The following is a 25228-nucleotide window of genomic DNA, read 5'->3' on the forward strand; positions in this document are numbered from 1 at the left end:
TATCAGCGCAGGTCGCGGCTCACCCGGCGAGAACGGTCGGGACCAGCGGGAATCCGGGCAGATTGCGGACCAGAGTCCATGCCACGACCGTGATTACGGTCACGACGTAGAGCGCGACGGTGGCCACCGGCTTGGACTGCCTGCGCCGGATGAGCACCCATGCCAGCAACAGCGGCAGACCGATGAGCACGAACGCGTTGTCGACGAACGCTGCGGCGAGATCGCCGTGCAGCAGATCGTGGGTCATGCGCAGGCCGCCGCAGCCGGGGCACAGCCAGCCGGTCAGTTCGTGAAATGGGCAGGGCGGGAACAGGAATCCCGGGCGGTGCGGATCGTTGAGGCCGATGTAGAGGAGGGCGCCGCCGAGGACGGCACCGGTACCCCACCCGACGAAACGGCGTGTGCGGCGGTCGATTGCGGGGCTATGTGCCATCGCGCAGCGGGAAGCCCGCCGGATCGCGGACCTTGTCGGTGAGGATCAGGATCGCGTCGATGATCCCCCAGATCAGCGCGCCGATGCCGCACGTGAGGAGTCCCACAACGAGTTGGATCACACCGAGGGTCGTATAGCCGAGGTAGATCCGGCCGATGCCGACGAGGCCGAACAGGCCGAGAAGCTGGAGCAGCCCGGCGACGACCTTCGATTTCTCGGACAGTGGCTCCCCGGTGACCGGATGCCGGCCGAACGGCGCGGCGGGATCGGTGTAGGCGCCCGAATACTGGCCCATCGGCGGCGGATAGCCGCCCGACGGAGGAGGCGGGTACCCGCCGGGCGGGACATAACCCGGTTGCTGCGGCGGAGGGGTGTACTGATTTCCACCTTCGTTGCCACTGAACGGGGGCTCGGTCATGCCACCAGGATGCCAGACCACCCCGAGGCGTCAGGTCGGGACGCGTCAGAAGGGCGGAGGCTCGTAGGTCGCGGCGAGCCACGCTTCCCGCTGGCGCTTCCTCTCGGCGTTGAGCTCGATGCGCTGCTGACGTTCGCGCTCGATACGGGCCCGTCGGTCCTCGTCGCGGGTGCGTGCCCGGCGCGGCATCTTCTCCGACTTCTCCGATGGGTCACGAGGCGCGTCGGCGTCCGGGATCGGCGCGGTGGGAACGGCCAGCGCCGGAAAGAGTTCGCCGCCATGCGGTTCCGTCGTGTACACGTGCCCGGTCGGGGCGGTGAGCACAATGGTTCCGTCGGGACGCTGCTCGTCGCGCCATCCGCCCGGTCCGCTGTAGAACGTCTTGATCAGGTGATGCGTCCGGCAGTAATGCTTGAGTCCAGAGGCGTGGGTGATGCCGAACGGCCATGGCGTCGTATGGTCCACGTCGCAGCTCTCCACCGGGGCGTCACAGCCCGGGAAACGGCACGTCAGGTCGCGCCACCGCAGATAGTCCTTCAACGGCGCCGACGGCCGATACCCCTTCTCCGGCTCAGCCGCGGGCGTCCGTACGGGCTTGAGCTTGGCCGTCTTCTTCCCCGCGGCGGCGCGAACCTCCTCGGCGGGCAGCACACCGAAGCCGGAAAGATAGCCGGGATTGTCACTGGTTCCGTCGACGGTGCCCTGTTCGGCCAGGATGTGGATGACCACCTGAGCCGCGGACTCGCGCACCGCCGCGGCCGGACAGTCCTCGGACCCGCACTGGCATGCCAGGGTGACCTCTCCCCGACCCAGCGCGCCGCCCGCGTCGGCGCGAAGCTGGTTGTGGCTGCGCGGATCGTTGGCGCACACCGTGGCAGCCAACGCTTCCAAGCGTTGATCCAGCGCTGCGGCGTCGTCGGCGTTCATGACACCGCCCACGAACGCCATCCCCAGTGAATCCGGGGCCACGTCGAGATAGCGATTGTCTTTCGCGGCCGGGGGCACCCGCACCCCGGCGGGGTCGAACTTGGCGACCCACATGTCGAGCCGATCGGTCAGCTTTTTATCCGAGAACCGCATCCACCGGGTGATGTGACGAGCCAGCGCTGCGTCCAGTTCGCCGATGGTTCCGTCGTCCACGTTGGCGGTCCGACGCAACGCGAACCGCACCATCCGGTAGTCGATGTCTCCGCGGGCGAACACCGCAGCCACCGCCGGGAGCCGCTCGAACAGCGAAACGGCCGTGTTGACCTGGCTGCCGGCCCGCCAGCGGCTGAGGTTCTGCGCCGCGGACACCTCGGCCGCGACTGCCTCGTAGACGTCCGTGTGCCAGAACTCCGCCTCGACGTACTGCCGCTTGCGGATCGTGTACAACCGGGCCACCGCCTCGAGTCGCTGCGCCACCGCACGCGACTCCGCCCGCCACGCGACGCCCATCGCGTCAACGAGCTCCGCGGCACCAACTTGGTCGAACACATGTTCGATTATGCCAGTGGCGTCCGACAAAACACGGTGACGACGACCGGGTGCTCAGCGGTTCCTGCGTCGGCGGATCCATTGGCGGACGATGCTGCCGGGCCCGGGCTGTCCACTCTCGGACGAGGGCTCGGTGACGACTGTGTACGAGTGCGTCGGGTCCGCGGTGGGGCCCTCGGGTTCGCCGTCCAGATCGGTGTCGGCGTCGCTGTCGGTCAGCGCTTCGGTGTCGACTTCTGCGACCTCGGCTGCGGGCTCCTCGGCCAGCTCGTCAGCGTCACCCTCGGATTCCTCGGCCTCAATCGCGGCCTCGTCTACCTCGACGTCGGCATCGCCCTCGACCACCACGTCGGCATCAACCTCAGCGACTTCGGCCGCAGGCTCCTCAGCCAGCTCGTCAGCGTCACCCTCGGATTCCTCGGCCTCAATCGCGGCCTCGTCTACCTCGACGTCGGCATCGCCCTCGACCACCACGTCGGCATCAACCTCAGCGACTTCGGCCGCAGGCTCCTCAGCCAGCTCGTCAGCGTCACCCTCGGATTCCTCGGCCTCAATCGCGGCCTCGTCTACCTCGACGTCGGCATCGCCCTCGACCACCGCATCGGCATCAACCTCAGCGACCTCAGCCGCAGGCTCATCAGCCTCAGCCGCGGGCTCATCAACTTCGACACCCTCGGCGATCTCAACCTCAGCCTCGGCTACCTCGACGCCGGCATCGCCCTCGACCACCGCATCGGCATCAACCTCCGCGACCTCAGCCGCAGGCTCATCAGCCTCGGCACTCTCGGATTCCTCAACCTCGTCGGCCGGCTCCTCGGTCTCGTCATCACCCGACACAGCGACGCCGGCAGCCGCGGCGCCCTCGGCGGCTTCGACGGCCTCATCGCCTTCCACAGTGCCCAGGCCACCGGCCTCCTCGGGCACGGGATGCGGCTCGATTTCCGCGGCGGGTTCGGCCGGCTCGTCTTCGTCTTCGTCTTCGTCTTCGTCTTCGACGGGTACGTCGAGCTGGGCGATCAGCGCCTCGGTTTCAGCCGCACCTTCGACCGCGGCATCATGCACCCCGGACGCGGCGTCGGCGGCCTCGACGGCCTCATCGCCTTCGACGGAGCCGAGACCACCCACCTCGCGTTCGGCCTGCTCGTTCTTCTCGTCCTGGCCGGCGACGGTCGCTGCGGCAACCACCCCGACCGCCGACGCCATCGCGACGTCTTTGGCGAGCTCCTCGACATCGGATTCGGCATCCTGGTCACCACGCAGCGTCTCGGGTGCCTCCCGACCCTTCGGCGCCACCATGATGTAGACCGCCGCCGCGATGAACACGAACGTCGCCGTGAAGGTGTTGATCCGGATACCTGCCACCAGCGTCGCCGTATCGCTGCGCATCAGTTCGATCCAGAACCGGCCCACGCAATAGCCCGCGACATACAGCGCGAACAGCCGGCCATGACCGATCTTGAATCGCCTGTCGACGAAGATCAGCACCGCGAAAACCAGCAGGTTCCACAGAAGTTCGTACAGGAACGTCGGGTGCACGACCTCGATCAGCTCACCCGTGGACACCCCGTTGAGCGAGTCGAGCGCGCCGACGCTGTTACGCCGCTCGTATATCTCCAGACCCCACGGCAGCGTGGTGGCGCGGCCGTACAGCTCCTGATTGAAGTAGTTGCCCAGGCGGCCGATCGCTTGCGCCAGAACGATTCCCGGAGCAATCGCATCGCCGAACGCCGGCAGCGGTATCCCCCGCCGTCGACACGCGATCCACGCTCCCAGCGCACCGAACGCGACCGCGCCCCAGATCCCCAGACCGCCGTCCCAGATGCGAAACGCAGCAGCCGGCCCGACACCGTCCGCACCGAAGTACGTCCGCCAGTCGGTCATGACGTGATAGACGCGACCACCGATCAGGCCGAACGGCACCGCCCACAACGCGATGTCGTAGATCACGCCGGGTTCGCCGCCGCGGTTCACCCAGCGGCGGTCGCCGATGACGAGTGCGGCGATGATGCCGACGATGATGCACAGTGCATAGGCGCGGAGCGGGAACGGGCCGAGGTGCCAGACCCCCTGAGGCGGGCTCGGGATGTAGGCCAGAACCGTCGTCGTCACGCAGTGATCCTCTGCCTTACTCCGTCTGCAAGTTCTTCTGTCAGCGAGCGCACCGCGGGGATGCCCTCTTTGAGCGCGGACACCAGCGCGGATCCGACGATGACGCCGTCGGCGTACGCGCCGATCTCAGCGGCCTGCTCCCGCGACCGCACACCCAGACCCACACCGACCGGGATGTCCGACACGGCTTTGACCCGGGCCACCAATTCGGGGGCGGCGTTGGACACCGCATCCCGGACGCCGGTGACACCCATCGTCGACGCGGCGTAGACGAACCCGCGGGACGCCTCCACCGTCTTCGCGAGCCGTTCCTCCGTGGAGGATGGCGCGACAAGGAAGATGCGATCCAGATCGTGGGCCTCGGAAGCGGCGAACCAGTCGTCGGCCTCATCCGGGATCAGATCCGGGGTGATCAGCCCGAGCCCGCCGGCCGACGCCAGATCGCGCGCGAAGGTGTCAACCCCCCGGCGCAGCACAGGGTTCCAGTACGTCATGACGACCGCGCGGCCACCGGCGTTGCTGATCGCCTCGACGGCCCGGAACGCGTCGCTGACCCGGACACCGCCGCGCAGCGCCACCTCCGTGGCCGCGGCGATCGTCGGGCCGTCCATGCCGGGATCCGAGTAGGCGATGCCGACCTCGATGATGTCGCAACCGGACTCGACGAGCGCGACCATCGCCTCGATGGAGCCCTCGACATCGGGGAAACCCGTGGGCAGATATCCGATCAGCGCCGAACGATTCTCGGCGCGGCAGGATTCGAACAATCCGGCAAGCCGACTCATGGCGTCCCGTCCTCCAGCAGCCCGAACCACTTGGCCGCCGTCTCGACGTCCTTGTCCCCTCGTCCGGAGACGTTGACCAGGATGATCGAACCCGCATCCAGTTGCGGACCGAGCTTGAGCGCACCCGCGACGGCGTGCGCCGACTCGATCGCGGGAATGATGCCCTCGGTGCGGCTCAGCAGCGACAACGCGTCCATCGCCTCGGAGTCGGTGATCGGCAGGTACTCGGCACGACCGATGTCCTTGAGCAGCGCGTGCTCGGGACCGACACCCGGGTAATCCAATCCCGCTGAGATGGAATGGGATTCGATCGTCTGGCCGTCCTCGTCCTGAAGCAGGTACGAGAACGAGCCTTGGAACGCACCGGGTGAACCGCCGGTGAATGTCGCTGCGTGACGGCCGGTTTCGACGCCGTCACCAGCAGCCTCGTAGCCGATCAGCCGAACGCCGGGATCGTCGATGAACGCGTGGAAGATGCCGATCGCGTTCGACCCGCCACCGACACACGCGACCACCGCGTCGGGCAGCCGGCCGGCCTGATCGAGCATCTGCGCGCGGGCCTCCAGCCCGATCACGCGCTGGAAATCTCGCACCATCACCGGGAACGGGTGCGGGCCCGCCGCGGTACCGAAGCAGTAGTAGGTGTCGTCGGCGTTGGAGACCCAGTCGCGGAACGTCTCGTTGATCGCGTCCTTGAGCGTCTTGGAGCCGGACTCGACGGCGACCACCGACGCACCGAGCAGTCGCATCCTGGCCACGTTCAGCGCCTGCCGCGCGGTGTCGACCGCGCCCATGTAGATCACGCATTCGAGGCCGAGCAGAGCGCATGCGGTCGCCGTCGCGACCCCGTGCTGACCCGCGCCGGTCTCGGCGATCACCCGGGTCTTGCCCATCTTCTTGGCGAGCAGCGCCTGACCGAGGACGTTGTTGATCTTGTGAGATCCGGTGTGGTTGAGGTCTTCTCGCTTCAAGAAGATCCGCGCCCCGCCGGCGTGCTCACTGAGGCGCTCCGCCTCGTACAGCGGAGACGGCCGGCCGGTGTAGTGCTTCTGCAGCCTGTCGAGTTCGTCGAGGAAGGTCTGGTCGCTGCGCGCCTTCTCGTAGGCGGCGGTGACCTCTTCGATGACGGCCATCAGCGCCTCGGGAACGAGCCTGCCGCCGTAGGCGCCGAAGTGCCCTCGGGCATCGGGATCATGCGGGGTGGGTTCGGCGACTGCGGCGCTGGCGCGCGGCAGTTCCGGACCGGAGTTCTCGGTCACTTAGCGCGCAGGTTTCGGGCAGGAGGGATGGGTTCCGGCCGTCACCAGATCGGCGACGGCGCTGCGCGGATCACCGCTGGTCACCAGGCCCTCGCCGACGAGCACGCCGTCGGCGCCCGCTCCCGCGTAGGCGAGCAGGTCGGCGGTGCCGCGCACCCCGGACTCGGCGATCTTGATGACGTTGCTGGGCAACCCCGGCGCGATGCGCGCGAAGCAGTCCCGGTCGACCTCGAGGGTCTTGAGGTTACGGGCGTTCACGCCGATCACGGCGGCGCCGGCCTGCAGTGCACGATCGGCCTCTTCCTCGGTATGCACCTCGACAAGGGCGGTCATTCCGAGCGATTCGGTGCGCTCCAGCAGCGATTCCAGCGCGGGCTGTTCGAGGGCAGCGACGATCAGCAGCAGCAAATCGGCGCCGTGCGCCCGTGCCTCGTGGATTTGGTACGGCTTGACGATAAAATCCTTGCGTAGCACCGGGATCGACACCGAAGCGCGGACCGCGTCCAGGTCGGCGAGCGAGCCGTTGAAGCGGCGCTGTTCGGTCAGCACGCTGATCGCGCGGGCTCCGCCGCTCTCGTAGGCAGACGCGAGTTCGGCCGGATCGGCGATCGGGGCCAGCTCACCGCGAGACGGGCTGGCCCGCTTCACCTCGGCGATCACCGCGATCCCCGGCTCCCGCAGAGCAGCCATCACGTCGAGCGGCGCAGGCGCGCGCTCGGCCTGTGCCTTGACCTCAGCCAAGCTGACGGCGGCTTCGCGAGCGGCAACGTCAGCACGTACTCCCTCGAGGATCGAATCGAGGACGGTCGCCGAACCCATAGGCGTCGCTTCCCTTCCCCTGACGGCCGTTCGATGCATATCGAAGGGTAGTCGCCGACGAGCCATCAGTTGTCACCGCCCCTGTTGTCAGTGTTGGTCGGGTCACGGCCCTCGTCGAGCGCGTCCCACATCATCCGCTCCGACATCGACCCCTGCGCGGCAGGTCCCGCATCCACCTCACCAGCCGGGCGTCGGGTGAAGCGGGCGGCCTCGGCGCGACCACCGGCCGCCGAGCGCATCAGCAGCACCGCACCGGCCAACGCCAGCACTGCTGTGACGAGAGTCACTGCCGCGCCGGTGTAATAGCGCTCGGTCCCGACCAGATCGGCCACCGGCACCTCCGCGAGTCGGGCGGCACGGACGGCCACGTCGGTGACCACCCACAAGCTGATCGCGAGATATCCCATGCCCGCGCTGGCGGCCGCGACGAGCACCGCCAGGATCCGCAGCGGCCATCCGCGCACCGCCAGCGCCGCGACCGCAGCAGCGGCCAACAACAACGCGAGCGGCACCAGCGCTGTGGACCACGTGGAACCCGACAGATCGGTGGTCTTCGGTTGACCGAGCCCGTCGAACGAACTCACCTGTACCCACGTCAGGCGCGAGGCTCCCCACAGGCCCACCGCGGCGAGTAGCAGCAGGAGCTGCGCGACCCGGGTCACGGCTCGCTCAGCGTCTCGGCCGCGGCGATCGCGGCCAGCACCGCGCGCGCCTTGTTCGCGGACTCGTTGTATTCGTATGGACCATTCGAATCGGCGACGACGCCCCCGCCGGCCTGGACGTAGGCGGTGCCGTTGCGCATCAGCGCGGTCCGGATCGCAATCGCGAAATCGGCGTTGCCCGCGAAGTCGAGGTAACCGAGCACGCCGCCGTAGAGGCCGCGGCGGGTCTTCTCGACCTCCTCGATGAGCTCCATCGCCCGCACCTTAGGCGCCCCCGACAGCGTCCCGGCCGGGAAACAGGCCGTCACGGCGTCCAGCGCGGTCCTGCCGTCGGCGAGCAGCCCGGTCACCGTCGACACCAGGTGCATCACGTGGCTGTAGCGCTCGATGTGGCTGTAGTCCTCGACCTTCACCGTGCCCGGCCGGCACACGCGGCCCAGGTCGTTGCGGCCGAGATCGACGAGCATCAGGTGCTCGGCGAGTTCCTTCTCGTCGGACAGCAGTTCCTTTTCCAGGAGAAGGTCTTCCTCCTCGGTGTCGCCGCGCCACCGGGTGCCCGCGATCGGGTGTGTGGTGGCACGGCCGTCCTTGACGGTGACGAGCGCCTCGGGGCTGGATCCGACGATCGAGAAGTCCAGTCCCCCATCGCTGTTCGGGACGTTGAGCAGGTACATGTACGGGCTGGGGTTGGTCACCCGCAGCATCCGGTAGACATCCAGCGGGTCCGCGTCGGTGTCCATCTCGAAGCGCTGGGACGGCACCACCTGGAATGCCTCGCCCGCCTCGATGTCGCCGACCAGCTTGTCGACGACCTTCGTGTACTCCTCCACGGTGAGCTGCGCGCGGGGTTGCGGGGCGGGGCGGCGGAACGTCGCGACGGTCGAGGCCAGCGGCTCGGCCAACGCCGCGGTCATCACATCCAGCCGCGCGACGGCGTCGTCGTAGGCCTCGTCGACGCGCTCGTCGGTGCCGTTCCAGTTCACCGCGTTCGCGATCAGCGTGATCGTGCCCTCGTGGTGGTCGACGGCGGCGATGTCGGTGGCCAGCAGCAGCATCATGTCGGGCAGCCCGAGGTCGTCGACCGTCAGCTCCGGCAGCCGCTCCAGGCGGCGCACCATGTCGTAGGCGAAGAACCCGACCAACCCCGACGACAGCGGCGGCAGACCGGACAGCGGCGCGGTCTCCAGCAGCGACAGCGTCGACTTCAGCGCCTCCAGCGGGTCACCGCCCGCGGGGGCGTCCTGCGGGATGACGCCGAGCCACACCGCCTCGCCGTCGCGCACCGTCAGGGCCGACGGCGCCCCCGCGCCGATGAACGACCAGCGCGACCACGACCGCCCGTTCTCCGCGGACTCCAGCAGGAACGTCCCGGGCCGGTTGGCGGCCAGTTTGCGGTACGCCGACAGCGGCGTCTCGCTGTCGGCGAGCACCTTGCGGGTCACCGGGACCACACGATGCTCGGCGGCCAGCGCCCGGAAGTCCTCCCGCGAGGTCGTCACGGTCAGGTCGGCGGTCGTCTGCACGCCGCGATTCTCCCAGACGTACCGTGATAAGCATGAATCCCCTCAAACCGGGTGATCGGGTCGCCGAGTTCGAGCTGCCGGACCAGACAGGCACGATGCGCACGCTCACCGAACTGCTGGCCGACGGACCCATCGTGCTGTTCTTCTATCCGGCCGCGATGACGCCCGGCTGCACCAAGGAAGCCTGTCACTTCCGCGACCTGGCGTCCGAGTTCGCCGCGGCCGGAGCCACCCGGGTCGGCATCAGCGCCGACAGCGTCGACAAGCAGGCGCAGTTCGCCGACAAGCAGAACTTCGACTATCCGCTGCTGTCGGACACCGAGGGTGTGGTCGCCGAGCAGTTCGGCGTCAAGCGCGGGCTGCTCGGCAAGTTCATGCCGGTCAAGCGCACTACGTTCGTCATCGACACCGACCGCACCGTGCTGGCGGCCATCGCCAGCGAATTCAGCATGGACACCCACGCAGACAAGGCACTGGAGGTGCTGCGGTCCCGGTGATACCAGTCCTTGAGCTCACCGATGTGACGTTCCGGCGCAGCGGTAAGCAGATCATCGACGGCATCTCGCTGACCGTGCGCGAAGGCGAGCACTGGGCGCTGCTCGGCCCGAACGGGGCGGGCAAGAGCACGCTGCTGGGTTTCTGTGCGGCGGTGACGTTCCCGTCCTCGGGCACGGTGCGAATCCTCGGACAGCAGATGGGCCGGGTGGATCTGGCGTCGCTGCGGCACTCGATCGGCCACGTCAACCCGCGCCACCAGTTGCAGTACTCACTGACCGTGCGCGACGTCGTGATGACCGGGATCACCGCGACCATCGACACACCGATGCGGTGGACGGCCTCGGGCGAGGAGTCGGCCCGCGCCGACGCGATGATCGCCGCGGTCGGGTTGTCCCACAAGGCCGACGACGTGTGGCCGACTCTGTCGCAGGGCGAACGCGGCCGCACGCTGATCGCCAGAGCGTTGATCGCCGAACCGCGGCTGCTGCTGCTCGACGAACCGTCCACCGGACTGGATGTGGCTGCCCGCGAACAGCTTCTGGAGACCATCGACTCGCTCGACCAGACCCACCCCGAAGTGGCGTCGATCCTCGTCACGCACCATCTGGAGGAGCTGCCGACCACGACGACTCATGCGCTGCTCATCTCGGAGGGTCGCGCCGTTGCCAGCGGTCCGGCACGCGAGACGATCACCACCGAGACGGTGTCGGCAGCCTTCGACCATCCCGTGGTGGTGGGGTACGACGACGGGCGCTGGACGGCGCGGGCGAAGGCGTCGCGGATCATCTAGCTCGGCGTCGGTGCCGGGCGGCTATGCCTCGGGCCCCAGCAGCAGATCGGCGTCGAAACAGGTGTGGTCGCCGGTGTGGCAGGCGCCGCCGACCTGGTCGACCTCCAGCAGCACGGTGTCCCCGTCGCAGTCCAGCCGCACCGAGTGCACATGCTGGGTGTGGCCCGACGTCAGGCCCTTCACCCACTGCTCGTTGCGAGAGCGGGAAAAGTAGGTGGCCTCACGGGTTTCCAGCGTGCGGGCCAGCGCGGCGTCGTCCATCCAGGCCACCATCAGCACGTCGCCGCTGCCGCGTTCCTGCACGACGGCAGTGAACAGGCCCTCGGCATTGCGCTTGAGCCGCGCCGCGATCGCGGGGTCCAATGTCACCTGGGCCCCCTGCTCTTTGCGCAAGCGCTCATCGGACGGTGATCCCTTCGGCCTTCATCGCCGCCTTCACCTCACCGATCGTCAGGTCGCGGAAGTGGAACACGCTGGCGGCCAGCACCGCGTCCGCACCCGCGAACACCGCCGGCGCGAAGTGCTCGACCGCGCCCGCGCCGCCACTGGCGATCACCGGCACGGTCACCGCACCGCGCACCGCGCGCAGCATCTTCAGGTCGAAGCCGGCCTTGGTGCCGTCGGCGTCCATCGAGTTCAGCAGGATCTCCCCGACCCCGAGTTCGGCGCCCTGCGTTGCCCATTCGACCGCGTCGATGCCCGTGCCACGGCGGCCGCCGTGGGTGGTGACCTCCCACCCCGACGGTGTGGGCTGCGAACCCTCGGGCACGGTGCGCGCGTCGACCGACAGCACGATGCACTGCGAGCCGAACTGCCGTGACAACTCGGCGAGCAACTCGGGGCGCGCGATCGCGGCGGTGTTCACCGACACCTTGTCGGCGCCCGCACGCAGCAGCACGTCGACGTCGGCGACCGAGCGGACACCGCCGCCGACGGTCAGCGGGATGAAAACCTGCTCGGCGGTGCGGCGCACCACGTCGAGCATCGTGCTGCGGCCCGACGACGACGCGGTCACGTCCAGGAAGGTCAGCTCGTCGGCGCCCTCGGCGTCGTAGGCGGCCGCGAGCTCCACCGGGTCACCGGCGTCACGCAGGTTCGCGAAGTTCACGCCCTTGACGACCCTGCCGTCATCGACGTCCAGGCACGGGATCACCCGGGTCGCGACGTCGCTCGCAGCCTTCACAGGTAGTCCTTCGGGTCGCCGGCCGCACGCAGGATCTCCAGGAGCTCCTCGTGCACGCCGGGTGCGGCGGCCAGCGCCGACGGCGACGACGCCGTCCACGGCTCACCGGCCAGATCGGTGACGATGCCGCCTGCGGCCCGCACCAGCGCCACACCGGCGGCGTGGTCCCACACGTGGTGTCCGAAACTGATTGCCCCGCCCAGGATTCCGGCGGCAACGTAGGCGAAGTCCACACCGGTGGCGCCGTGCATGCGCATCCGTGAGCATTCGCGGCTGAGGTTCTCCAGCACCTTGACGCGGTACCGGCCCGGGTAGCGGCCCCGGGAGTCGATGTTGAAGGTGCCCGTCCCGACGATGGATTCGGCGAGAGTCACCGGTGCCAGCGCGTCGAGCGCCTCGTCGTTGCAGCGCACCGGCGAACCCTGGATCGACGTGTACCGCTGGCCGGTGAACGGCAACCACGTCAGTCCGAGCACCGGTTCACCGTCGACGAGCAGACCGAGCAGGATCGCGGCCGTCGGCAGTCCCGCCGCGTAGTTGAAGGTGCCGTCGATCGGGTCGAGCACCCACACCTGTTCGGCGTCCAGCGATTCGCCGCCGAACTCCTCGCCGTGCACCCCGATCCCGGTCAGCCGGGTCAGCTCGGCCACGACGCGCCGTTCGATCGCGAGGTCGACCTCGGTGGCGAAGTCGTTACCCTTCTTCGCGACCGCGGAGTCAGCGCGGTGCCCTGCGACGAACTGCGCCGACGCGCCGTCGAGCACACCGACCGCCGTGTCGAGCAGATCCTTCAGCTGCTGGTGGTCGAGCGTCACGTTCGGACCGCGTCGAGAGCCTGCGGCAAGGTGAAACGTCCCGCGTAGAGCGCCTTTCCGACGATGGCACCCTCGACGCCGCGGTCGGTCAGCGTGGCGATCGCGCGCAGGTCGTCGAGGCTGGACACCCCGCCTGACGCGATGACCGGCGCGTCGGTGCGCTCGCAGACCTGGGCCAGCAGGTCCAGGTTCGGGCCGTTGAGGGTGCCGTCCTTGGTGACGTCCGTGACGACGAACCGCGAACATCCTTCGCCGTCAAGACGTTCCAGCACGGTCCACAGGTCACCGCCGTCGGTCTCCCAGCCGCGGCCACGCAGCCGGTACTGGCCATCCTCGATCTTGACGTCGAGACCGACGGCCACCTGCTCACCGTGCTCGGCGACGACCTTGGCGCACCACTGCGGGTTCTCCAGCGCCGCGGTGCCCAGATTCACCCGCGCGCAGCCGGTCGCCAGCGCGGCGGCCAGCGACTCGTCGTCGCGGATGCCGCCGGACAGTTCGACGGCGACGTCGAGCTTGCCGACGACCTCGGCGAGAAGTTCCCGGTTGGACCCGCGGCCGAACGCCGCGTCGAGGTCGACCAGATGGATCCACTCGGCACCGTCACGCTGCCACGTCATCGCTGCTTCGAGCGCCGAGCCGTACTCCGTCTCGCTGCCGGCCTGCCCCTGCACCAGGCGCACCGCGCGGCCCTCGACGACGTCGACGGCGGGCAGCAGGATCAGTTTCGAAGAGGCATTCACCGGATTCACGCTGGTCAACTTAGCGCCCCTACCCAGTTCGACAGTAATTCGGCGCCGGCGTCCCCGCTCTTCTCCGGGTGGAACTGGGTCGCCGACAGCGGCCCGTCCTCGACCGCGGCCAGAAACGGCACGTGGTGGGTGGCCCAGGTGAGCAGCGCGTCCGGGTCACCCTCCCACTGCTGGGCGGCGTAGGAGTGCACGAAGTAGAAGCGGGTGTCGGCGCTCATGCCCTTGAACAGCACGCTGTCGGCCGGGGCGTCGACGACGTTCCAGCCCATGTGCGGGATCACCGGGGCGTCGAGCCGCACCACCGAACCCGGCCACTGTCCGCAGCCGGTGGATTCCACGCCGAACTCGACGCCGCGGGAGAACAGGATCTGCATGCCGACGCACACGCCGAGCACCGGCCTGCCCGCGGCGACCCGGTCGGCGATGATCTTCTCGCCGCCGATGCCGCGCAATCCGTTCATGCACGCCTCGAACGCACCGACCCCGGGGACGACCAGGCCGTCGGCATTGGCCGCCGCACCAGGATCGGCGGTGACCTCGACCTCGGCCCCGACCCGCTCCAGCGCCCGCTGCGCCGACCGCAGGTTGCCGGACCCGTAGTCCAGTACCACCAGTTTCGTTGTCACAATGAGCCTTTGGTGGACGGGATGCCGGTCACGCGCGGGTCGTACTCGACGGCCTGGCGCAGCGCGCGGGCGACGGCTTTGTACTCGGCCTCGGTGATGTGGTGCGGGTCGCGGCCGTACAGGGTGCGCACGTGCAGTGCGATCCGGGCGTTGTAGGCCAGCGATTCGAAGACATGCCGGTTCACGACGGTGTGGTACGGCGCGGCGGAACCGGCGATGGTGAACTGCACCATGTAGTCCGGCTCGCCGGTGTGCACGAAGTACGGCCGCCCGGACACGTCGACGGCGGCGTGCGCGAGGCATTCGTCCATCGGGATGAACGCATCACCGAAGCGGCGGATGCCCTTTTTGTCGCCGAGCGCCTGGGCGAGTGCCTGGCCCAGCACGATCGAGGTGTCCTCGATGGTGTGGTGGCCCTCGATCTCGATGTCGCCGACGGCCTTGATGGTGAGGTCGAAGCTGGCGTGGCTGCCCAGCGACGTCAGCATGTGATCGAAGAACGGCACACCGGTGTCGATGCTGACCTGGCCGGTGCCGTCGAGGTCGAGATCGACGACGATGTCGGATTCCTTGGTCTTGCGCTCGACTCGGGCTCGGCGGTTCGGGAGGGTCATTTTGCTCCTATTCGGGCGCTGGCAGCCAGCAGCGCGTCGTTCTCGTCGGCCAGGCCGATGGTGGTCCGCAGATATCCGGGGATGCCGACGTCGCGGATCAGCACACCCTCGTCGAGGTAGCGCTGCCACGTCGCGGCCGCGTCGGCGAACTCGCCGAACAGCACGAAGTTCGAGTCGCTGGGAATCACCCGGAAACCCAGCTCCGTCAGCCCGGCGCACACCCGCTCGCGTTCGGCGATCAGGGTGGCCACGCTGCCCAGCGTCTCGTCGGCGTGCCGCAGCGCGGCGCGTGCGGCGGCCTGCGTGACCGACGACAGGTGATACGGCAGCCGCACCAACAGCATCGCGTCGATGACAGCCGGTGCGGCGATCAGATATCCCAGCCGGCCACCGGCGAAGGCGAACGCCTTGCTCATCGTGCGGCTGACGACGAGCTTGGTCGGGTACGCGTCGAGGAGCGCGATCGCGCTCGGCTGCGACGAGAACTCACCGTAGGCCTCGTCGACGATCATCACCCCGCCGGTCATCGCGTCCAGCAGCAGCTGCAGATCGTCGAGCGACACCGATTGCCCCGTTGGGTTGTTGGGGCTGGTGACGAACACGACGTCGGGGTTGTGTTCCTTGATCGCCGTCGCGGCGACCGCGGCGTCCAGGCTGAAATCCTCGGCGCGGTGGGCCACCAGCCACTGGGTCTGGGTGCCGTCGGCGATGATCGGGTGCATCGAGTACGACGGCACGAAGCCCATCGCGCTGCGGCCCGGACCGCCGAAGGCCTGCAGCAGCTGTTGCAGGATCTCGTTGGAACCGTTTGCGGCCCAGACATTCTCGACGCCGACCGGGTTGCCGGTCTTGGCGGTCAGGTACCGGGCCAGGTCGGTGCGCAGCGCGACCGCGTCGCGGTCGGGATAGCGGTGCAACTCCCCCGCGACCTCTCGCACCGACGCGGTGACGTCGTCGATAAGCGCCTGGGTCGGCGGGTGTGGGTTCTCGTTGGTGTTCAGCCGCACCGGAACCACGAGTTGTGGTGCGCCATAGGGCGATTTACCGCGCAGGTCGTCGCGCAGCGGCAGATCGTCGAGGGTGACCGACGCGCCGGGTACCGGTGTGGTCACCGCTCGAACCTCCGGCGCACCGCTTCGCCGTGGCTCGGCAGGTTCTCGGCGTTGGCCAGCGTGATCACGTAACCGGACACGTCTTTGAGCGCGGCCTCGCTGTAGTCGACGACGTGGATACCACGCAGGAACGTCTGCACCGACAGGCCACTGGAGTGCCGTGCACATCCGGCGGTGGGCAACACGTGGTTGGAGCCCGCGCAGTAGTCGCCGAGGCTCACCGGCGACCACGGGCCGACGAAAATCGCCCCCGCCGAACGGATCCGGTTCGCGACACCCGCCGCGTCGGCGGTCTGGATCTCCAGGTGCTCGGCGGCGTACGCGTTGACGGTGCGCACCCCGGCCTCGACGTCGTCGACGAGCACGATCGCCGACTGCGGCCCACTCAGCGCTGCGGTGACCCGTTCGCGGTGCACGGTGGTCTCCAGCTGCACCGCCAGCTCGCGGTCGGTCGCATCGGCCAGGTCGGTGCTGTCGGTGACCAGCACGCTGGCCGCCATCTCGTCGTGCTCGGCCTGGCTGATCAGGTCGGCGACGACGTGCACCGGGTCGGCGGTGTGGTCGGCCAGGATCGCGATCTCGGTCGGGCCCGCCTCGGCGTCGATGCCGACCTGCGAGCGGCAGATCCGCTTGGCGGCGGTGACGTAGATGTTGCCGGGCCCGGTGATCATGTCCACCGGCGCCAGTTCGGTGTCGTCGGTGTCGACGCCGCCGTAGGCGAGCAGCGCGACGGCCTGCGCACCGCCGACGGCCCACACCTCGTCGACGCCGAGCAGCGCGGCCGCGGCGAGGATCGTCGGGTGCGGCAGCCCCTGGAACTGCTCGGGGTTGGTCTTCTGCGGCGGGCTCGCGATCACCAGCGAATCCACCCCGGCGGTCTGTGCGGGCACGACGTTCATCACGACGCTGGACGGGTAGACGGCGTTGCCGCCCGGCACGTAGAGCCCGACCCGCTCGACGGGCACCCACCGCTCGGTCACGGTCGCGCCCGGCGCGAGGGTGGTCGTGGTGTCGGTGCGGCGCTGGTCGGCGTGTACGGCGCGGGTGCGCTCGATGGCGACCTCGAGCGCGGTGCGTACGTCGTCGTCAAGGGCGGCGAGGGCTTCGGCGAGTTTCGCGGCGGGCACCCGGACCGTGTCGGGCCGGACACCGTCGAACGACGCGCCGTATTCGAGCGCCGCCTCGGCACCACGTTGGGCGACCGCATCGACGATCGGGCGGACCTTCGGCACCACGGCGTCGACGTCGACCCCACCACGCGGCAGCGCGCCGCGCAGGCGGGCCGCCGACAGCGTCGTTCCGCGCAGATCGATGCGCCGCAGGAGCCCTGGCGTTACATTCACGTCGACCATTCTCCCAGAGCAGACCAAATCGGTTATGGAGGCGTCATGCGAGCCAGCGAGCACCCCAACAACGCTCCGGGCGTACCGATGATCTTTCCGCCGTGGCTGGAGAATCTGCAGGTCAAATACATCAACAGGATGATCAGGCCATTCTCGAAGCGGATGCCCGGCCTCGGGGTGATCAAGCATCGCGGCCGCACGTCGGGCAAACCGTACGAGACCATCGTCACTCCGTACCGCAAGGACAACGTGCTCGCGATCGGGCTGGCCCACGGGAAGACCAACTGGGTCAAGAACGTCCTCGCCGCCGGTGAGGCCGATATCCAGATCGGCAAAAAGACCCTCCACCTGGTGCGACCGCGCGTGTTGCCGGCCGGGACCGTCGACGAGACGCTCCCCCGGATGGCCCAAATCGTCGGGAAGCAGTCCGGGGTGTTCGTCGCGGATATCGCTTGACCTGACCTGCCAGACTCGACGCCATGACGTGGCAGATGTGGCTGGCATTCTTCGGCGCCGCGATCGCGATCGCGGTCTCGCCGGGTGCGGGTGCCGTGCAGTCGATGGCGACCGGACTGACCCACGGCGTCAAGCGTGGCTACTGGAGCATCGTCGGCCTGGAGATCGGGTTGATGCTGCAGCTGACGCTGGTGGCCGTCGGTCTGGGCGCCGCGGTCGCGAACTCGATCCTCGCGTTCACGATCATCAAATGGCTCGGCGTGGCGTACCTGGCCTACCTGGCGTACCGGCAGTGGCGCAGCACCGCGATCAACCTCGACGCCCAGATCGACCGGGCGATGGACGGCGGTCGGCTCTCGCTGCTGGTGCGTGGCTTCCTGGTCAACGCGACCAACCCGAAGGGGCTGCTGTTCTTTCTGGCCGTGATGCCGCAATTCGTGAACCCCAGCGCCCCGCTGCTGCCGCAGTACCTGGCCATCGCCGTGACGATGGTGGCCGTCGACATGGTCGTGATGGGCTTCTACACCGCGCTGTCGGTGCGGCTGCTGGCGTGGCTGCGCACCCCGCGGCAGCAGACACTGCTCAACCGCGTGTTCTCGGGCCTGTTCGCGACCGCCGCCGTGGTGCTGGCGTTCGTCCGCCGAGGTCCGGCGCCTGTGTAACTATCCGCAGTGGCCTTTGACCGCTGCACTCGCGGCTTCGGCCGCCCGGAGCCGTCCCGCCTGCCCCGGATCGTCGTTGGGTACCCCCGCGGTCGCGGCGGCGCCGATGTCCATCAACTCGTTGGCGAACGTGCGGACGTCGTCGGCCAGATCGGGCGGGGTCGCCGGATCGAGCTTCGCGAGCAGGTACTGACCGCCGTCGAGCAGCGCGATGCGGGCGTTGGCCGCCACGGCGAGCGCACCGGCGATGTCGCCCGGCGGGGTCGCGTTGGTGTTGGTCGCGACCCCGGACCGCACGGTCTCGAACGCCGCACAGACGGAGTTCTTCGCGTCGGCGCGCTGGGCGTCGGTGTAGCCGGGCTCACCGCCGAACGTGCGCATCAGCGCCACGACGGCCACGCCGAGCGCCAGCACCGCGACCACGAGTGCCGTTGCCTTCATCGGCTGGAGACCTTCATCGACTAAAGATCCAGGCCGAGGTCCAGCACGCGCACCGAATGCGTCAGTGCGCCCACCGCGAGGTAGTCGACTCCGGTGCCCGCGTATTCGGCGGCGTTCTCCAGGGCCAGCCCGCCGGAGGATTCCAGTTTGGTCTTGGGCGAACGCGAGTCGCGGCGCTGCACGGCGATCTGGGTCTGCCACACCGGGAAGTTGTCCAGCAGTACCAGCTCGACCCCCTCGGCGAGCACCTCGTCGAGCTGCTCCAACGAATCGACCTCGACCTCACACGGCAGATCCGGTGCAGCCGAACGCACTTCACGCAGCGCGGCGACCACGGATCCGGCCGCGGCGACGTGGTTGTCCTTGATCAGCGCGGCGTCGCCCAGACCCATCCGGTGGTTGACCCCGCCGCCGACCCGGACCGCGTACTTCTGCAGCGCCCGCAACCCGGGCAACGTCTTACGGGTGTCCCGGATCTCGGCCTTGGTGCCCGACACGGCGTCGACCCACGCCGCGGTCGCCGTCGCGATCCCGGACAGGTGGCACACCAGGTTCAGCATCGTCCGTTCGGCGGTGAGCAGGCCCCGGGTCGGCGCCTTGACCGACAACGCCACCGCGCCCGGCTCCAGCCGGGTGCCGTCCGGCGCCTGCTGCTCGATGCTGTAGTTGCCGGCACCGATCACCTCGTCGAGAACCATCACGGCCAGTTCCGAGCCGGCCAGCACCCCGGCCTCACGGGCGACCATCGACCCGGTCGTCGTCGCGTCGGCGCCGACGGTGGCCGTGGTGGTCACGTCCGGTCCGTACTGAAGGTCCTCTTCGAGGGCACGCGCGATGACGGCCCGCGCTTCGGCGCGTTCGGTGTCGGTCAGTCTCATCAGCACCCCACGGTGGCGGGCGCGAGACCGGCAGCGACGCTGACGGCCTGCGCGGGATCGGTCAGTGGATGGTCGGAGCGGTGGTGGCAACCCCTGCTCTCGGTGCGCGCGGCTGCCGCACTCGCCACCACCGAGGCGACGGCGGTCAGCGCGGCGTCTTCGAAGTCCTTGCGCGACTTCAAAACTCGCGGCGGTGCCGTATCGATCAGCTCGGCGAGGCGGGCCAGGCCGTCGCCGTCACGGACGACGGAGGCGTGCCGGGTCATCGCAGCCTGCAGTTCGGCGCGCGGCAGCGCCGGGCGGACCGCGGGCGCGGGTTCGACCAGTCGCGCCGGGCCGGTGGCCGCGGCGAACTCCGCCGCCGCCGCACCCGAGCGGCCGCCGACCACCAGACCTTCGAGCAGGCTGTTGGACGCCAACCGGTTGGCGCCGTGCATCCCGGTGCGCGCCACCTCACCGGCGGCGAACAGCCCGGGGACTGCCGTGCGGCCGTGCACATCGGTGACCACACCACCGCAGCTGTAGTGCGCGCCGGGGACCACCGGGATAGGCCGGCGCACCGGGTCGATACCCGCATCCAGACAGGACGCGTTGACCGTCGGGAATCGCCGCGCGAAATCAGCGATGTGGCGGGCGTCGAGATACACGCATTCGTCGCCGGTCTCGGACAACCGGGCCTCGACCGCGGCGGCCACCACGTCACGCGGCGCGAGATCACCCATCGGGTGCACGCCTGCGGTGACCGAACGACCCTGCGCGTCCACGAGTTTCGCACCCTCGCCGCGCAGCGCCTCGGTGATCAGCGGACGTCGTCCCCCGCCGGAACCCGAGTACAGCATCGTCGGGTGGAACTGGATGAACTCAAGATCGGCCACGGAGAGCCCTGCCCACATGGCCAGCGCGACGCCGTCACCCGTGGATCCGTCCGGGTTGGTGGTCGCCGAGTAGAGATGTCCGAGGCCACCGGTCGCGAGGATCACCGACGGCGCGTACACGGCTCCGAAACCGTCGTCGCTGAGCACGTGCACTCCGGCGACCGCGCCGTCATCGAGGATCAGGTCCAGCGCGACGTGGTTGCGCCGGATGTCGAGCGACGACGCGGCGACATCGAGGGCACGCTGCACCTCGGCGCCCGTCGCGTCCCCGCCGGAGTGGATGATCCGCCGCCGGGTGTGCCCGCCCTCGCGGGTCAGTGCCCACTGACCGGGTGCGGATTCGTCGAAATGTGCTCCGGCGGCAACCAATTCGCTGACCGCCTGATAGCCACCGGTGACGATGGAGCGGACCGCGTCGGCGTCGCACAACCCGCCACCCGCGGCGAGGGTGTCCGATACGTGGGCGTCCACGGAGTCCTCGGTGCGGGGCAGCACCACCGCGATGCCGCCTTGGGCATAGAACGTCGCGGTCTCGGCGGCCTTGCTCAGCAGCACGACCTTGCCGCCGCGACGGTGCGCGGCCAGCGCGGCGGCAAGTCCTGCGACGCCGGTGCCGATGACGACGACGTCAGCGCGCTGCCGCCATCCGCTGCTGCCGCCGCAGCCGGTCATTCTCCGCCGCCGGGCTGCCCGATCTCGATCATCCGCGTCACGCTCAACCGCGCCTTGGCCGCCATGTCCAGGTCGACGTGCACCTCGTCGGCGCCCTCGACCAGACAGCGCAGCATCGCCGCCGGGGTGATCATCTTCATGTACCGGCACGACGCGCGATCGTTGACCGCCTGGAAGTCGACGTCGGGTGCGGCACGGCGCAATTGGTGCAGCATGCCGATCTCGGTGGCCACCAGCACCTGCTTGGCGCCGGTCTCGCGGGCGGCGTCGAGCATGCCGCCGGTGGACAGGATCTTGACCCGATCTTCGGGGAACGCGCCCTCGCCGGCGAGGTAGAGCGCCGAGGTCGCACACCCGCACTCGGGGTGGACGAACAGTTCGGCCTCGGGATGCGCGCGGGCCTGATCGGCCAGTTCGTCGCCGTTGATGCCGGCGTGGACGTGGCATTCGCCGGCCCACACGTGCAGGTTCGCACGGCCCGTCATCCGGCGCACGTGGGCGCCGAGGAACTGGTCGGGGCAGAACAGCACCTCGCGGTCCTCGGGGATGGACGCGACGACCTCGACGGCGTTCGACGAGGTGCAGCAGATGTCGGTCTCGGCCTTCACCGCGGCGGTGGTGTTGACATAGGACACCACGACCGCACCGGGATGTTCGGCCTTCCACGCGCGCAGTTCGTCGGCGGTGATCGAGTCGGCCAACGAGCAGCCCGCCCGCTGGTCCGGGATCAGCACCGTCTTCTCCGGCGACAGGATCTTGGCGGTCTCGGCCATGAAGTGCACGCCGGCGAACACGATGGTGTCCTCGGGCACCTCGGCGGCGATCCGCGACAGCGCCAGCGAGTCGCCGACGTGGTCGGCGACATCCTGGATCGCGGGCAGTTGGTAGTTGTGCGCCAGCAGCGTCGCGCCGCGCAGCTTCAGCAGCCGGCGCACCTCGGCGGCCCACGCTTCGTCACCGTCGATGCCGGAGTATCCGTCCGGGCCGTCCACGACACGGTCCGCGAATGCGGTGTCATACGTCCCAGCGAGAACCGTCATCGCCGTCTCCTTCGCTTCATCGAGGTTTTCGACTTACAATCGAAAACATGCCACATATTAGCACTGCGCACGAGGTGCTTGCCGTTGTGTTCCAGGTGCGCCGCGTCGAGAACTCGCCCCCCTCGGCCAAACCCGCACTTCACGTGCTGTTGTGGCAGCGCGCCCTGGAGCCCGAGAAGGGGAAATGGTCGCTACCGGGCGGCCAGCTGGGCTCCGACGAGGATCTGACCAGCTCGGTGCGGCGCCAGCTGGCCGAGAAGGTCGACCTTCGCGAATTGGCCCACCTGGAGCAGTTGGCCATCTTCTCCGACCCGCACCGCGTGCCGGGGCCACGCACCATCGCCTCGACCTTCCTCGGCCTGGTGCCCTCCCCCGCCACCCCGGAACTGCCGTCGGACACCCGCTGGCACCCCGTCAGCGACCTGCCGCCGATGGCGTTCGACCACGCGCCCATGGTCGAACACGCACGCACCCGCCTGGTTGCGAAACTCTCCTATACGAACATCGGATTCGCTTTGGCACCAGCGGAATTCGCGCTGTCGGCGCTGCGCGACATCTACAGCGCCGCGCTCGGGCACCCGGTCGACGCGACCAACCTGCAACGCGTCCTGGAACGCAGGCACGTGATCACCCGCACCGGCACCACCGCCCGGTCGGGCCGCAGCGGGGGTCGTCCGGCCGCGCTGTACCGCTTCACCGACGCCCGGTACCGGGTGACCGACGAGTTCGCGGCGTTACGTCCGCCCGGGTGAGTCGGCTAGCTTCTTAATACCTTCTTAAGTAACAATGGCCGGATGGACTTGGGCAATGTTGCACGGTCGACCGGCGCCGAATGGATCGGCCAGCCCGTCCACGAACCTCTGCAGCGCAAGGCGCGGCCGGTCCTGCCGGCCGACGACCCGTTCTACGAGCCTCCCGCGGGCTACGAGCATGCGCGACCCGGCACGGTGCTGCGCTCCCGCGATGTCGAGCTGGCGTTTCTCGGGCTGATCCCACAGAAGTTCCAGGCCACCCAGCTGCTGTACCGCACCGCCGACCTGCACGGCGATCCGCAGGCCGCCGTCACGACCGTCCTGGCGCCCGCGGAACGGACCCCGGACGGCCCGACACCGATCGTGTCCTACCAGTGCGCCATCGACGCGGTCGCCGGGCGTTGCTTCCCGTCCTACGCGCTGCGACGCGGCGCCAAGGCCGTGGGCGCGGTGGCCCAATTCGAGTTCCTGCTCGTCGCCGCCGCACTGGCCGAGGGCTGGGCGGTCTCGGTGCCCGATCACGAGGGCACCACCGGAATGTGGGGCGCCCCGTACGAGCCGGGCTACCACGTGCTCGACGGTATCCGCGCCGCGGTCAACCATGCGCCGCTGCAGCTGGCCGCCGACGCCCCGGTCGGGCTGTGGGGCTACTCCGGAGGCGGCCTGGCCTCCGCCTGGGCCGCCGAGGTACAGGACAGTTACGCGCCCGAACTGAACGTCGTCGGCGCCGTGCTCGGCTCACCGGTGGGCGATCTCGGACACGCGTTCCGCAGGCTCAACGGCAGCGTCTACTCGGGGCTGCCCGCGATGGTCGTCGCCGCGCTCACCCACATCTATCCCGACCTCGACCGGATCATCCGGGAGCACGCCACCCCCGAGGGCAAGGCGATGCTGGCGCGGATCGAGAAGATGACCACCGCACACGCGATGCTCACACTGGTCGGCAAGGACATGGCGCACTGGCTGGACCGCCCGCTGGAGGAGATCCTGCTGACACCCGAGGTCCAGCACGTCTTCGACAGCATCAAGCTGGGAGCCATGGCGCCGAAGGTCCCGGTACTGATCGTGCAGGCCGTGCACGACCGGATCATCTCGGTCAACGACATCGACGAGCTGACCGAGACCTACACCAACGGCGGCGCCAGCGTCACCTACCACCGGGACATGTTCAGCGAGCATCTGCTGCTGCACCCGATGTCGGCGCCGATGACGTTGCGCTGGCTGCGGGACCGCTTCGCCGGCCGCCCGCTCGCGGCACACATCGCCCGCACCAAGTGGCCGACGCTGCTGAACCCGTCGACCTACCGCGGGATGCTGACCCTCGGCAAGATCACGGCGAAGGTGGTGCTGGGGCGGCGGCTGGAACGCTCACCGCTGTCCCGATTCGACCTGTAGGCGAGCCCGGATACTCCACGGGCGGCCACGCTCCGAGGTCGTCGCGTGGGCACGCCACCGCGGCCAGCAGGTACACCGTCGCGGCCACTGCCGCCGGGACCAGCAGGCTCACCGCGATCTGCAGCGGCGAATGACCGAAGAACACCGAGGGCGCCTCGGTGATGTAGTGCACGCGCTGCTGCTCGGATACCGGAGCGCCCGCGATGTCGACGGCTCCGTAGCGCAGGTGGGCGACCAGCGCCCCGATGCCCGCGGCGCTCGCCGCGGCCAGCAGCGATCCGGCGGCCAGCGCGGCGGCGAGTACCGGTCCGCGGTGAGTCTTCCACTGCCACACCGCAACCGCGGCGATCACCGCCAGCACCGACAGCAGGCCGACCATCAGGAACGCCGAGGTGAACCAGTTGTCGGCCTCCATGCCGATGTGCGCCTTGATCTTGTCGCCGGCGCGCGTCAAGGCGACGACGCCCTTGACGGGCGGGGCCAGCCAGGCCCACAGCGCGCCGACGAGCGCACCGGCGAGCGCGAGCCCGACCACCACGGTCAGCGCCGCTCGGATCGCCGAGGTGCGGGGTGGGTGCGTGGCGGCGGTCACCGGTAGATGTCCAGATCGGTGGCATCGACCGTGCCGTGCCGCGAGCACTTGGCCCACCAGCCGTCGGGCCGGACCTGCACGATCATCCGGCGCCCGCAGGACGCGCAGAACCGCGGCGGCTCAAGACCGAGCTGGGCGGCGGTGGGAACGGCACCGCCCGCTTCCGAGCCGGTAGAGACGCCGGTATAGACGTTGTAGAGGCCTGCGCCGACGGGCGCTGGCAGTTCGGTGCCTTCGGTGACCATCAC

29 protein-coding genes are annotated in these 25228 nt (G+C 69.2%); 6 read left to right on the forward strand and 23 right to left on the reverse strand.

Going from position 1 to position 25228, the window contains the following annotated elements; genetic code table 11:
- Positions 1 to 19: 19 nt before the first annotated feature.
- From BST38_RS10860 to BST38_RS10900, 9 genes are all read right to left on the reverse strand, one after another.
- A complete protein-coding gene (locus BST38_RS10860; protein WP_083143301.1) occupies positions 20 to 433 on the reverse strand; it encodes a DUF2752 domain-containing protein in 414 nt (137 codons plus the stop codon).
- Positions 423 to 851 carry an NINE protein gene (locus tag BST38_RS10865; RefSeq protein WP_083143302.1) on the reverse strand — a complete coding sequence of 143 codons (429 nt, stop codon included), beginning with the start codon at positions 849 to 851 and terminating at the stop codon, positions 423 to 425. The genes BST38_RS10860 and BST38_RS10865 overlap by 11 nt, the downstream gene beginning before the upstream one ends.
- Before the next feature lie 45 nt (positions 852 to 896).
- The gene (locus BST38_RS10870) at positions 897 to 2327 is read right to left on the reverse strand and encodes an HNH endonuclease signature motif containing protein (protein ID WP_237160739.1); all 1431 of its coding nucleotides are present in this window, start codon (positions 2325 to 2327) and stop codon (positions 897 to 899) included.
- Positions 2328 to 2381: 54 nt separating this feature from the next.
- The gene (gene lgt / locus BST38_RS10875; protein ID WP_083143304.1) at positions 2382 to 4436 is read right to left on the reverse strand and encodes a prolipoprotein diacylglyceryl transferase; all 2055 of its coding nucleotides are present in this window, start codon (positions 4434 to 4436) and stop codon (positions 2382 to 2384) included.
- Positions 4433 to 5221, reverse strand: a complete 789-nt coding sequence (trpA, locus tag BST38_RS10880) for a tryptophan synthase subunit alpha (RefSeq protein WP_083143305.1) — start codon at positions 5219 to 5221, stop codon at positions 4433 to 4435. The genes lgt and trpA overlap by 4 nt, the downstream gene beginning before the upstream one ends.
- On the reverse strand, positions 5218 to 6480 hold the full coding sequence (gene trpB, locus BST38_RS10885; RefSeq protein WP_083143306.1) for a tryptophan synthase subunit beta: 1263 nt from the start codon (positions 6478 to 6480) through the stop codon (positions 5218 to 5220). The genes trpA and trpB overlap by 4 nt, the downstream gene beginning before the upstream one ends.
- Positions 6481 to 7299, reverse strand: a complete 819-nt coding sequence (gene trpC, locus BST38_RS10890) for an indole-3-glycerol phosphate synthase TrpC (protein ID WP_083143307.1) — start codon at positions 7297 to 7299, stop codon at positions 6481 to 6483.
- 65 nt (positions 7300 to 7364) lie between these two features.
- Positions 7365 to 7961, reverse strand: coding sequence for a TIGR02234 family membrane protein (locus tag BST38_RS10895; protein WP_083143308.1), 597 nt, complete (start codon positions 7959 to 7961; stop codon positions 7365 to 7367).
- A complete protein-coding gene (locus tag BST38_RS10900) occupies positions 7958 to 9484 on the reverse strand; it encodes an anthranilate synthase component I (protein ID WP_083143309.1) in 1527 nt (508 codons plus the stop codon). Before BST38_RS10900 ends, BST38_RS10895 begins: the two co-directional genes overlap by 4 nt.
- A gap of 32 nt (positions 9485 to 9516) precedes the next feature.
- Between BST38_RS10900 and BST38_RS10905 the strand changes: the two genes are divergently transcribed.
- The gene (locus BST38_RS10905; RefSeq protein ID WP_083143310.1) at positions 9517 to 9981 is read left to right on the forward strand and encodes a peroxiredoxin; all 465 of its coding nucleotides are present in this window, start codon (positions 9517 to 9519) and stop codon (positions 9979 to 9981) included.
- On the forward strand, positions 9978 to 10772 hold the full coding sequence (locus BST38_RS10910) for an ABC transporter ATP-binding protein (protein WP_083143311.1): 795 nt from the start codon (positions 9978 to 9980) through the stop codon (positions 10770 to 10772). Before BST38_RS10905 ends, BST38_RS10910 begins: the two co-directional genes overlap by 4 nt.
- Positions 10773 to 10793: 21 nt before the next feature.
- Here the strand turns inward: BST38_RS10910 and hisI are convergent, their stop codons facing one another.
- The 8 genes from hisI to hisD are packed head-to-tail and all read right to left on the reverse strand — an operon-like array spanning position 10794 to position 17226.
- Positions 10794 to 11141, reverse strand: coding sequence for a phosphoribosyl-AMP cyclohydrolase (gene hisI / locus BST38_RS10915; protein WP_083143312.1), 348 nt, complete (start codon positions 11139 to 11141; stop codon positions 10794 to 10796).
- A 28-nt stretch (positions 11142 to 11169) separates the two neighbouring features.
- Positions 11170 to 11955 (reverse strand): imidazole glycerol phosphate synthase subunit HisF, encoded by a 786-nt coding sequence (hisF, locus tag BST38_RS10920; protein ID WP_083143313.1) that lies wholly within the window; start codon positions 11953 to 11955, stop codon positions 11170 to 11172.
- Positions 11952 to 12770 (reverse strand): inositol monophosphatase family protein, encoded by an 819-nt coding sequence (locus BST38_RS10925; RefSeq protein WP_083143314.1) that lies wholly within the window; start codon positions 12768 to 12770, stop codon positions 11952 to 11954. Before BST38_RS10925 ends, hisF begins: the two co-directional genes overlap by 4 nt.
- Positions 12767 to 13522 carry a bifunctional 1-(5-phosphoribosyl)-5-((5-phosphoribosylamino)methylideneamino)imidazole-4-carboxamide isomerase/phosphoribosylanthranilate isomerase PriA gene (gene priA, locus BST38_RS10930; protein ID WP_083143393.1) on the reverse strand — a complete coding sequence of 252 codons (756 nt, stop codon included), beginning with the start codon at positions 13520 to 13522 and terminating at the stop codon, positions 12767 to 12769. Before priA ends, BST38_RS10925 begins: the two co-directional genes overlap by 4 nt.
- A 5-nt stretch (positions 13523 to 13527) precedes the next feature.
- Positions 13528 to 14148 carry an imidazole glycerol phosphate synthase subunit HisH gene (gene hisH / locus BST38_RS10935; protein WP_083143315.1) on the reverse strand — a complete coding sequence of 207 codons (621 nt, stop codon included), beginning with the start codon at positions 14146 to 14148 and terminating at the stop codon, positions 13528 to 13530.
- On the reverse strand, positions 14145 to 14762 hold the full coding sequence (gene hisB, locus BST38_RS10940; protein ID WP_083143316.1) for an imidazoleglycerol-phosphate dehydratase HisB: 618 nt from the start codon (positions 14760 to 14762) through the stop codon (positions 14145 to 14147). The genes hisH and hisB overlap by 4 nt, the downstream gene beginning before the upstream one ends.
- Positions 14759 to 15874, reverse strand: a complete 1116-nt coding sequence (locus tag BST38_RS10945; RefSeq protein WP_083143317.1) for a histidinol-phosphate transaminase — start codon at positions 15872 to 15874, stop codon at positions 14759 to 14761. The genes hisB and BST38_RS10945 overlap by 4 nt, the downstream gene beginning before the upstream one ends.
- Positions 15871 to 17226: a histidinol dehydrogenase gene (gene hisD / locus BST38_RS10950; protein ID WP_083143318.1), complete on the reverse strand. Its 1356-nt coding sequence runs from the start codon at positions 17224 to 17226 to the stop codon at positions 15871 to 15873. Before hisD ends, BST38_RS10945 begins: the two co-directional genes overlap by 4 nt.
- A 36-nt stretch (positions 17227 to 17262) precedes the next feature.
- On the opposite strand from hisD, the gene BST38_RS10955 reads away from it, so the two are divergent.
- Positions 17263 to 17673 carry a nitroreductase family deazaflavin-dependent oxidoreductase gene (locus tag BST38_RS10955; protein ID WP_083143319.1) on the forward strand — a complete coding sequence of 137 codons (411 nt, stop codon included), beginning with the start codon at positions 17263 to 17265 and terminating at the stop codon, positions 17671 to 17673.
- 23 nt (positions 17674 to 17696) lie between these two features.
- A complete protein-coding gene (locus tag BST38_RS10960; RefSeq protein WP_083143320.1) occupies positions 17697 to 18335 on the forward strand; it encodes a LysE family transporter in 639 nt (212 codons plus the stop codon).
- Here the strand turns inward: BST38_RS10960 and BST38_RS10965 are convergent, their stop codons facing one another.
- The 4 genes from BST38_RS10965 to nadA are packed head-to-tail and all read right to left on the reverse strand — an operon-like array spanning position 18336 to position 22241.
- A complete protein-coding gene (locus BST38_RS10965) occupies positions 18336 to 18776 on the reverse strand; it encodes a hypothetical protein (RefSeq protein WP_083143321.1) in 441 nt (146 codons plus the stop codon).
- Positions 18777 to 18796: 20 nt separating this feature from the next.
- Positions 18797 to 19654 carry a carboxylating nicotinate-nucleotide diphosphorylase gene (nadC, locus tag BST38_RS10970; RefSeq protein ID WP_083143394.1) on the reverse strand — a complete coding sequence of 286 codons (858 nt, stop codon included), beginning with the start codon at positions 19652 to 19654 and terminating at the stop codon, positions 18797 to 18799.
- Positions 19654 to 21201, reverse strand: a complete 1548-nt coding sequence (locus tag BST38_RS10975; RefSeq protein WP_083143322.1) for an L-aspartate oxidase — start codon at positions 21199 to 21201, stop codon at positions 19654 to 19656. Before BST38_RS10975 ends, nadC begins: the two co-directional genes overlap by 1 nt.
- Positions 21198 to 22241, reverse strand: a complete 1044-nt coding sequence (gene nadA / locus BST38_RS10980; RefSeq protein WP_083143323.1) for a quinolinate synthase NadA — start codon at positions 22239 to 22241, stop codon at positions 21198 to 21200. The genes BST38_RS10975 and nadA overlap by 4 nt, the downstream gene beginning before the upstream one ends.
- Positions 22242 to 22315: 74 nt before the next feature.
- Here nadA and BST38_RS10985 point away from each other — a divergent pair, with 74 nt between their 5' ends.
- Positions 22316 to 22993, forward strand: coding sequence for an NUDIX hydrolase (locus BST38_RS10985; protein ID WP_181792125.1), 678 nt, complete (start codon positions 22316 to 22318; stop codon positions 22991 to 22993).
- Between the two features lie 42 nt (positions 22994 to 23035).
- Positions 23036 to 24388, forward strand: a complete 1353-nt coding sequence (locus BST38_RS10990; protein WP_083143325.1) for a lipase family protein — start codon at positions 23036 to 23038, stop codon at positions 24386 to 24388.
- On the opposite strand, the gene BST38_RS10995 is transcribed toward BST38_RS10990, so the two are convergent.
- A complete protein-coding gene (locus BST38_RS10995; protein ID WP_083143326.1) occupies positions 24324 to 24980 on the reverse strand; it encodes a DUF2567 domain-containing protein in 657 nt (218 codons plus the stop codon). The two genes, BST38_RS10990 and BST38_RS10995, sit on opposite strands and share 65 nt — an antisense overlap.
- Positions 24977 to 25225 carry a biotin synthase auxiliary protein BsaP gene (gene bsaP, locus BST38_RS11000; protein WP_420872571.1) on the reverse strand — a complete coding sequence of 83 codons (249 nt, stop codon included), beginning with the start codon at positions 25223 to 25225 and terminating at the stop codon, positions 24977 to 24979. Before bsaP ends, BST38_RS10995 begins: the two co-directional genes overlap by 4 nt.
- Positions 25226 to 25228: the final 3 nt, after the last annotated feature.

The sequence above is a fragment of the Mycolicibacterium parafortuitum genome, from assembly GCF_002086815.1.
GTDB lineage: Bacteria > Actinomycetota > Actinomycetes > Mycobacteriales > Mycobacteriaceae > Mycobacterium > Mycobacterium parafortuitum.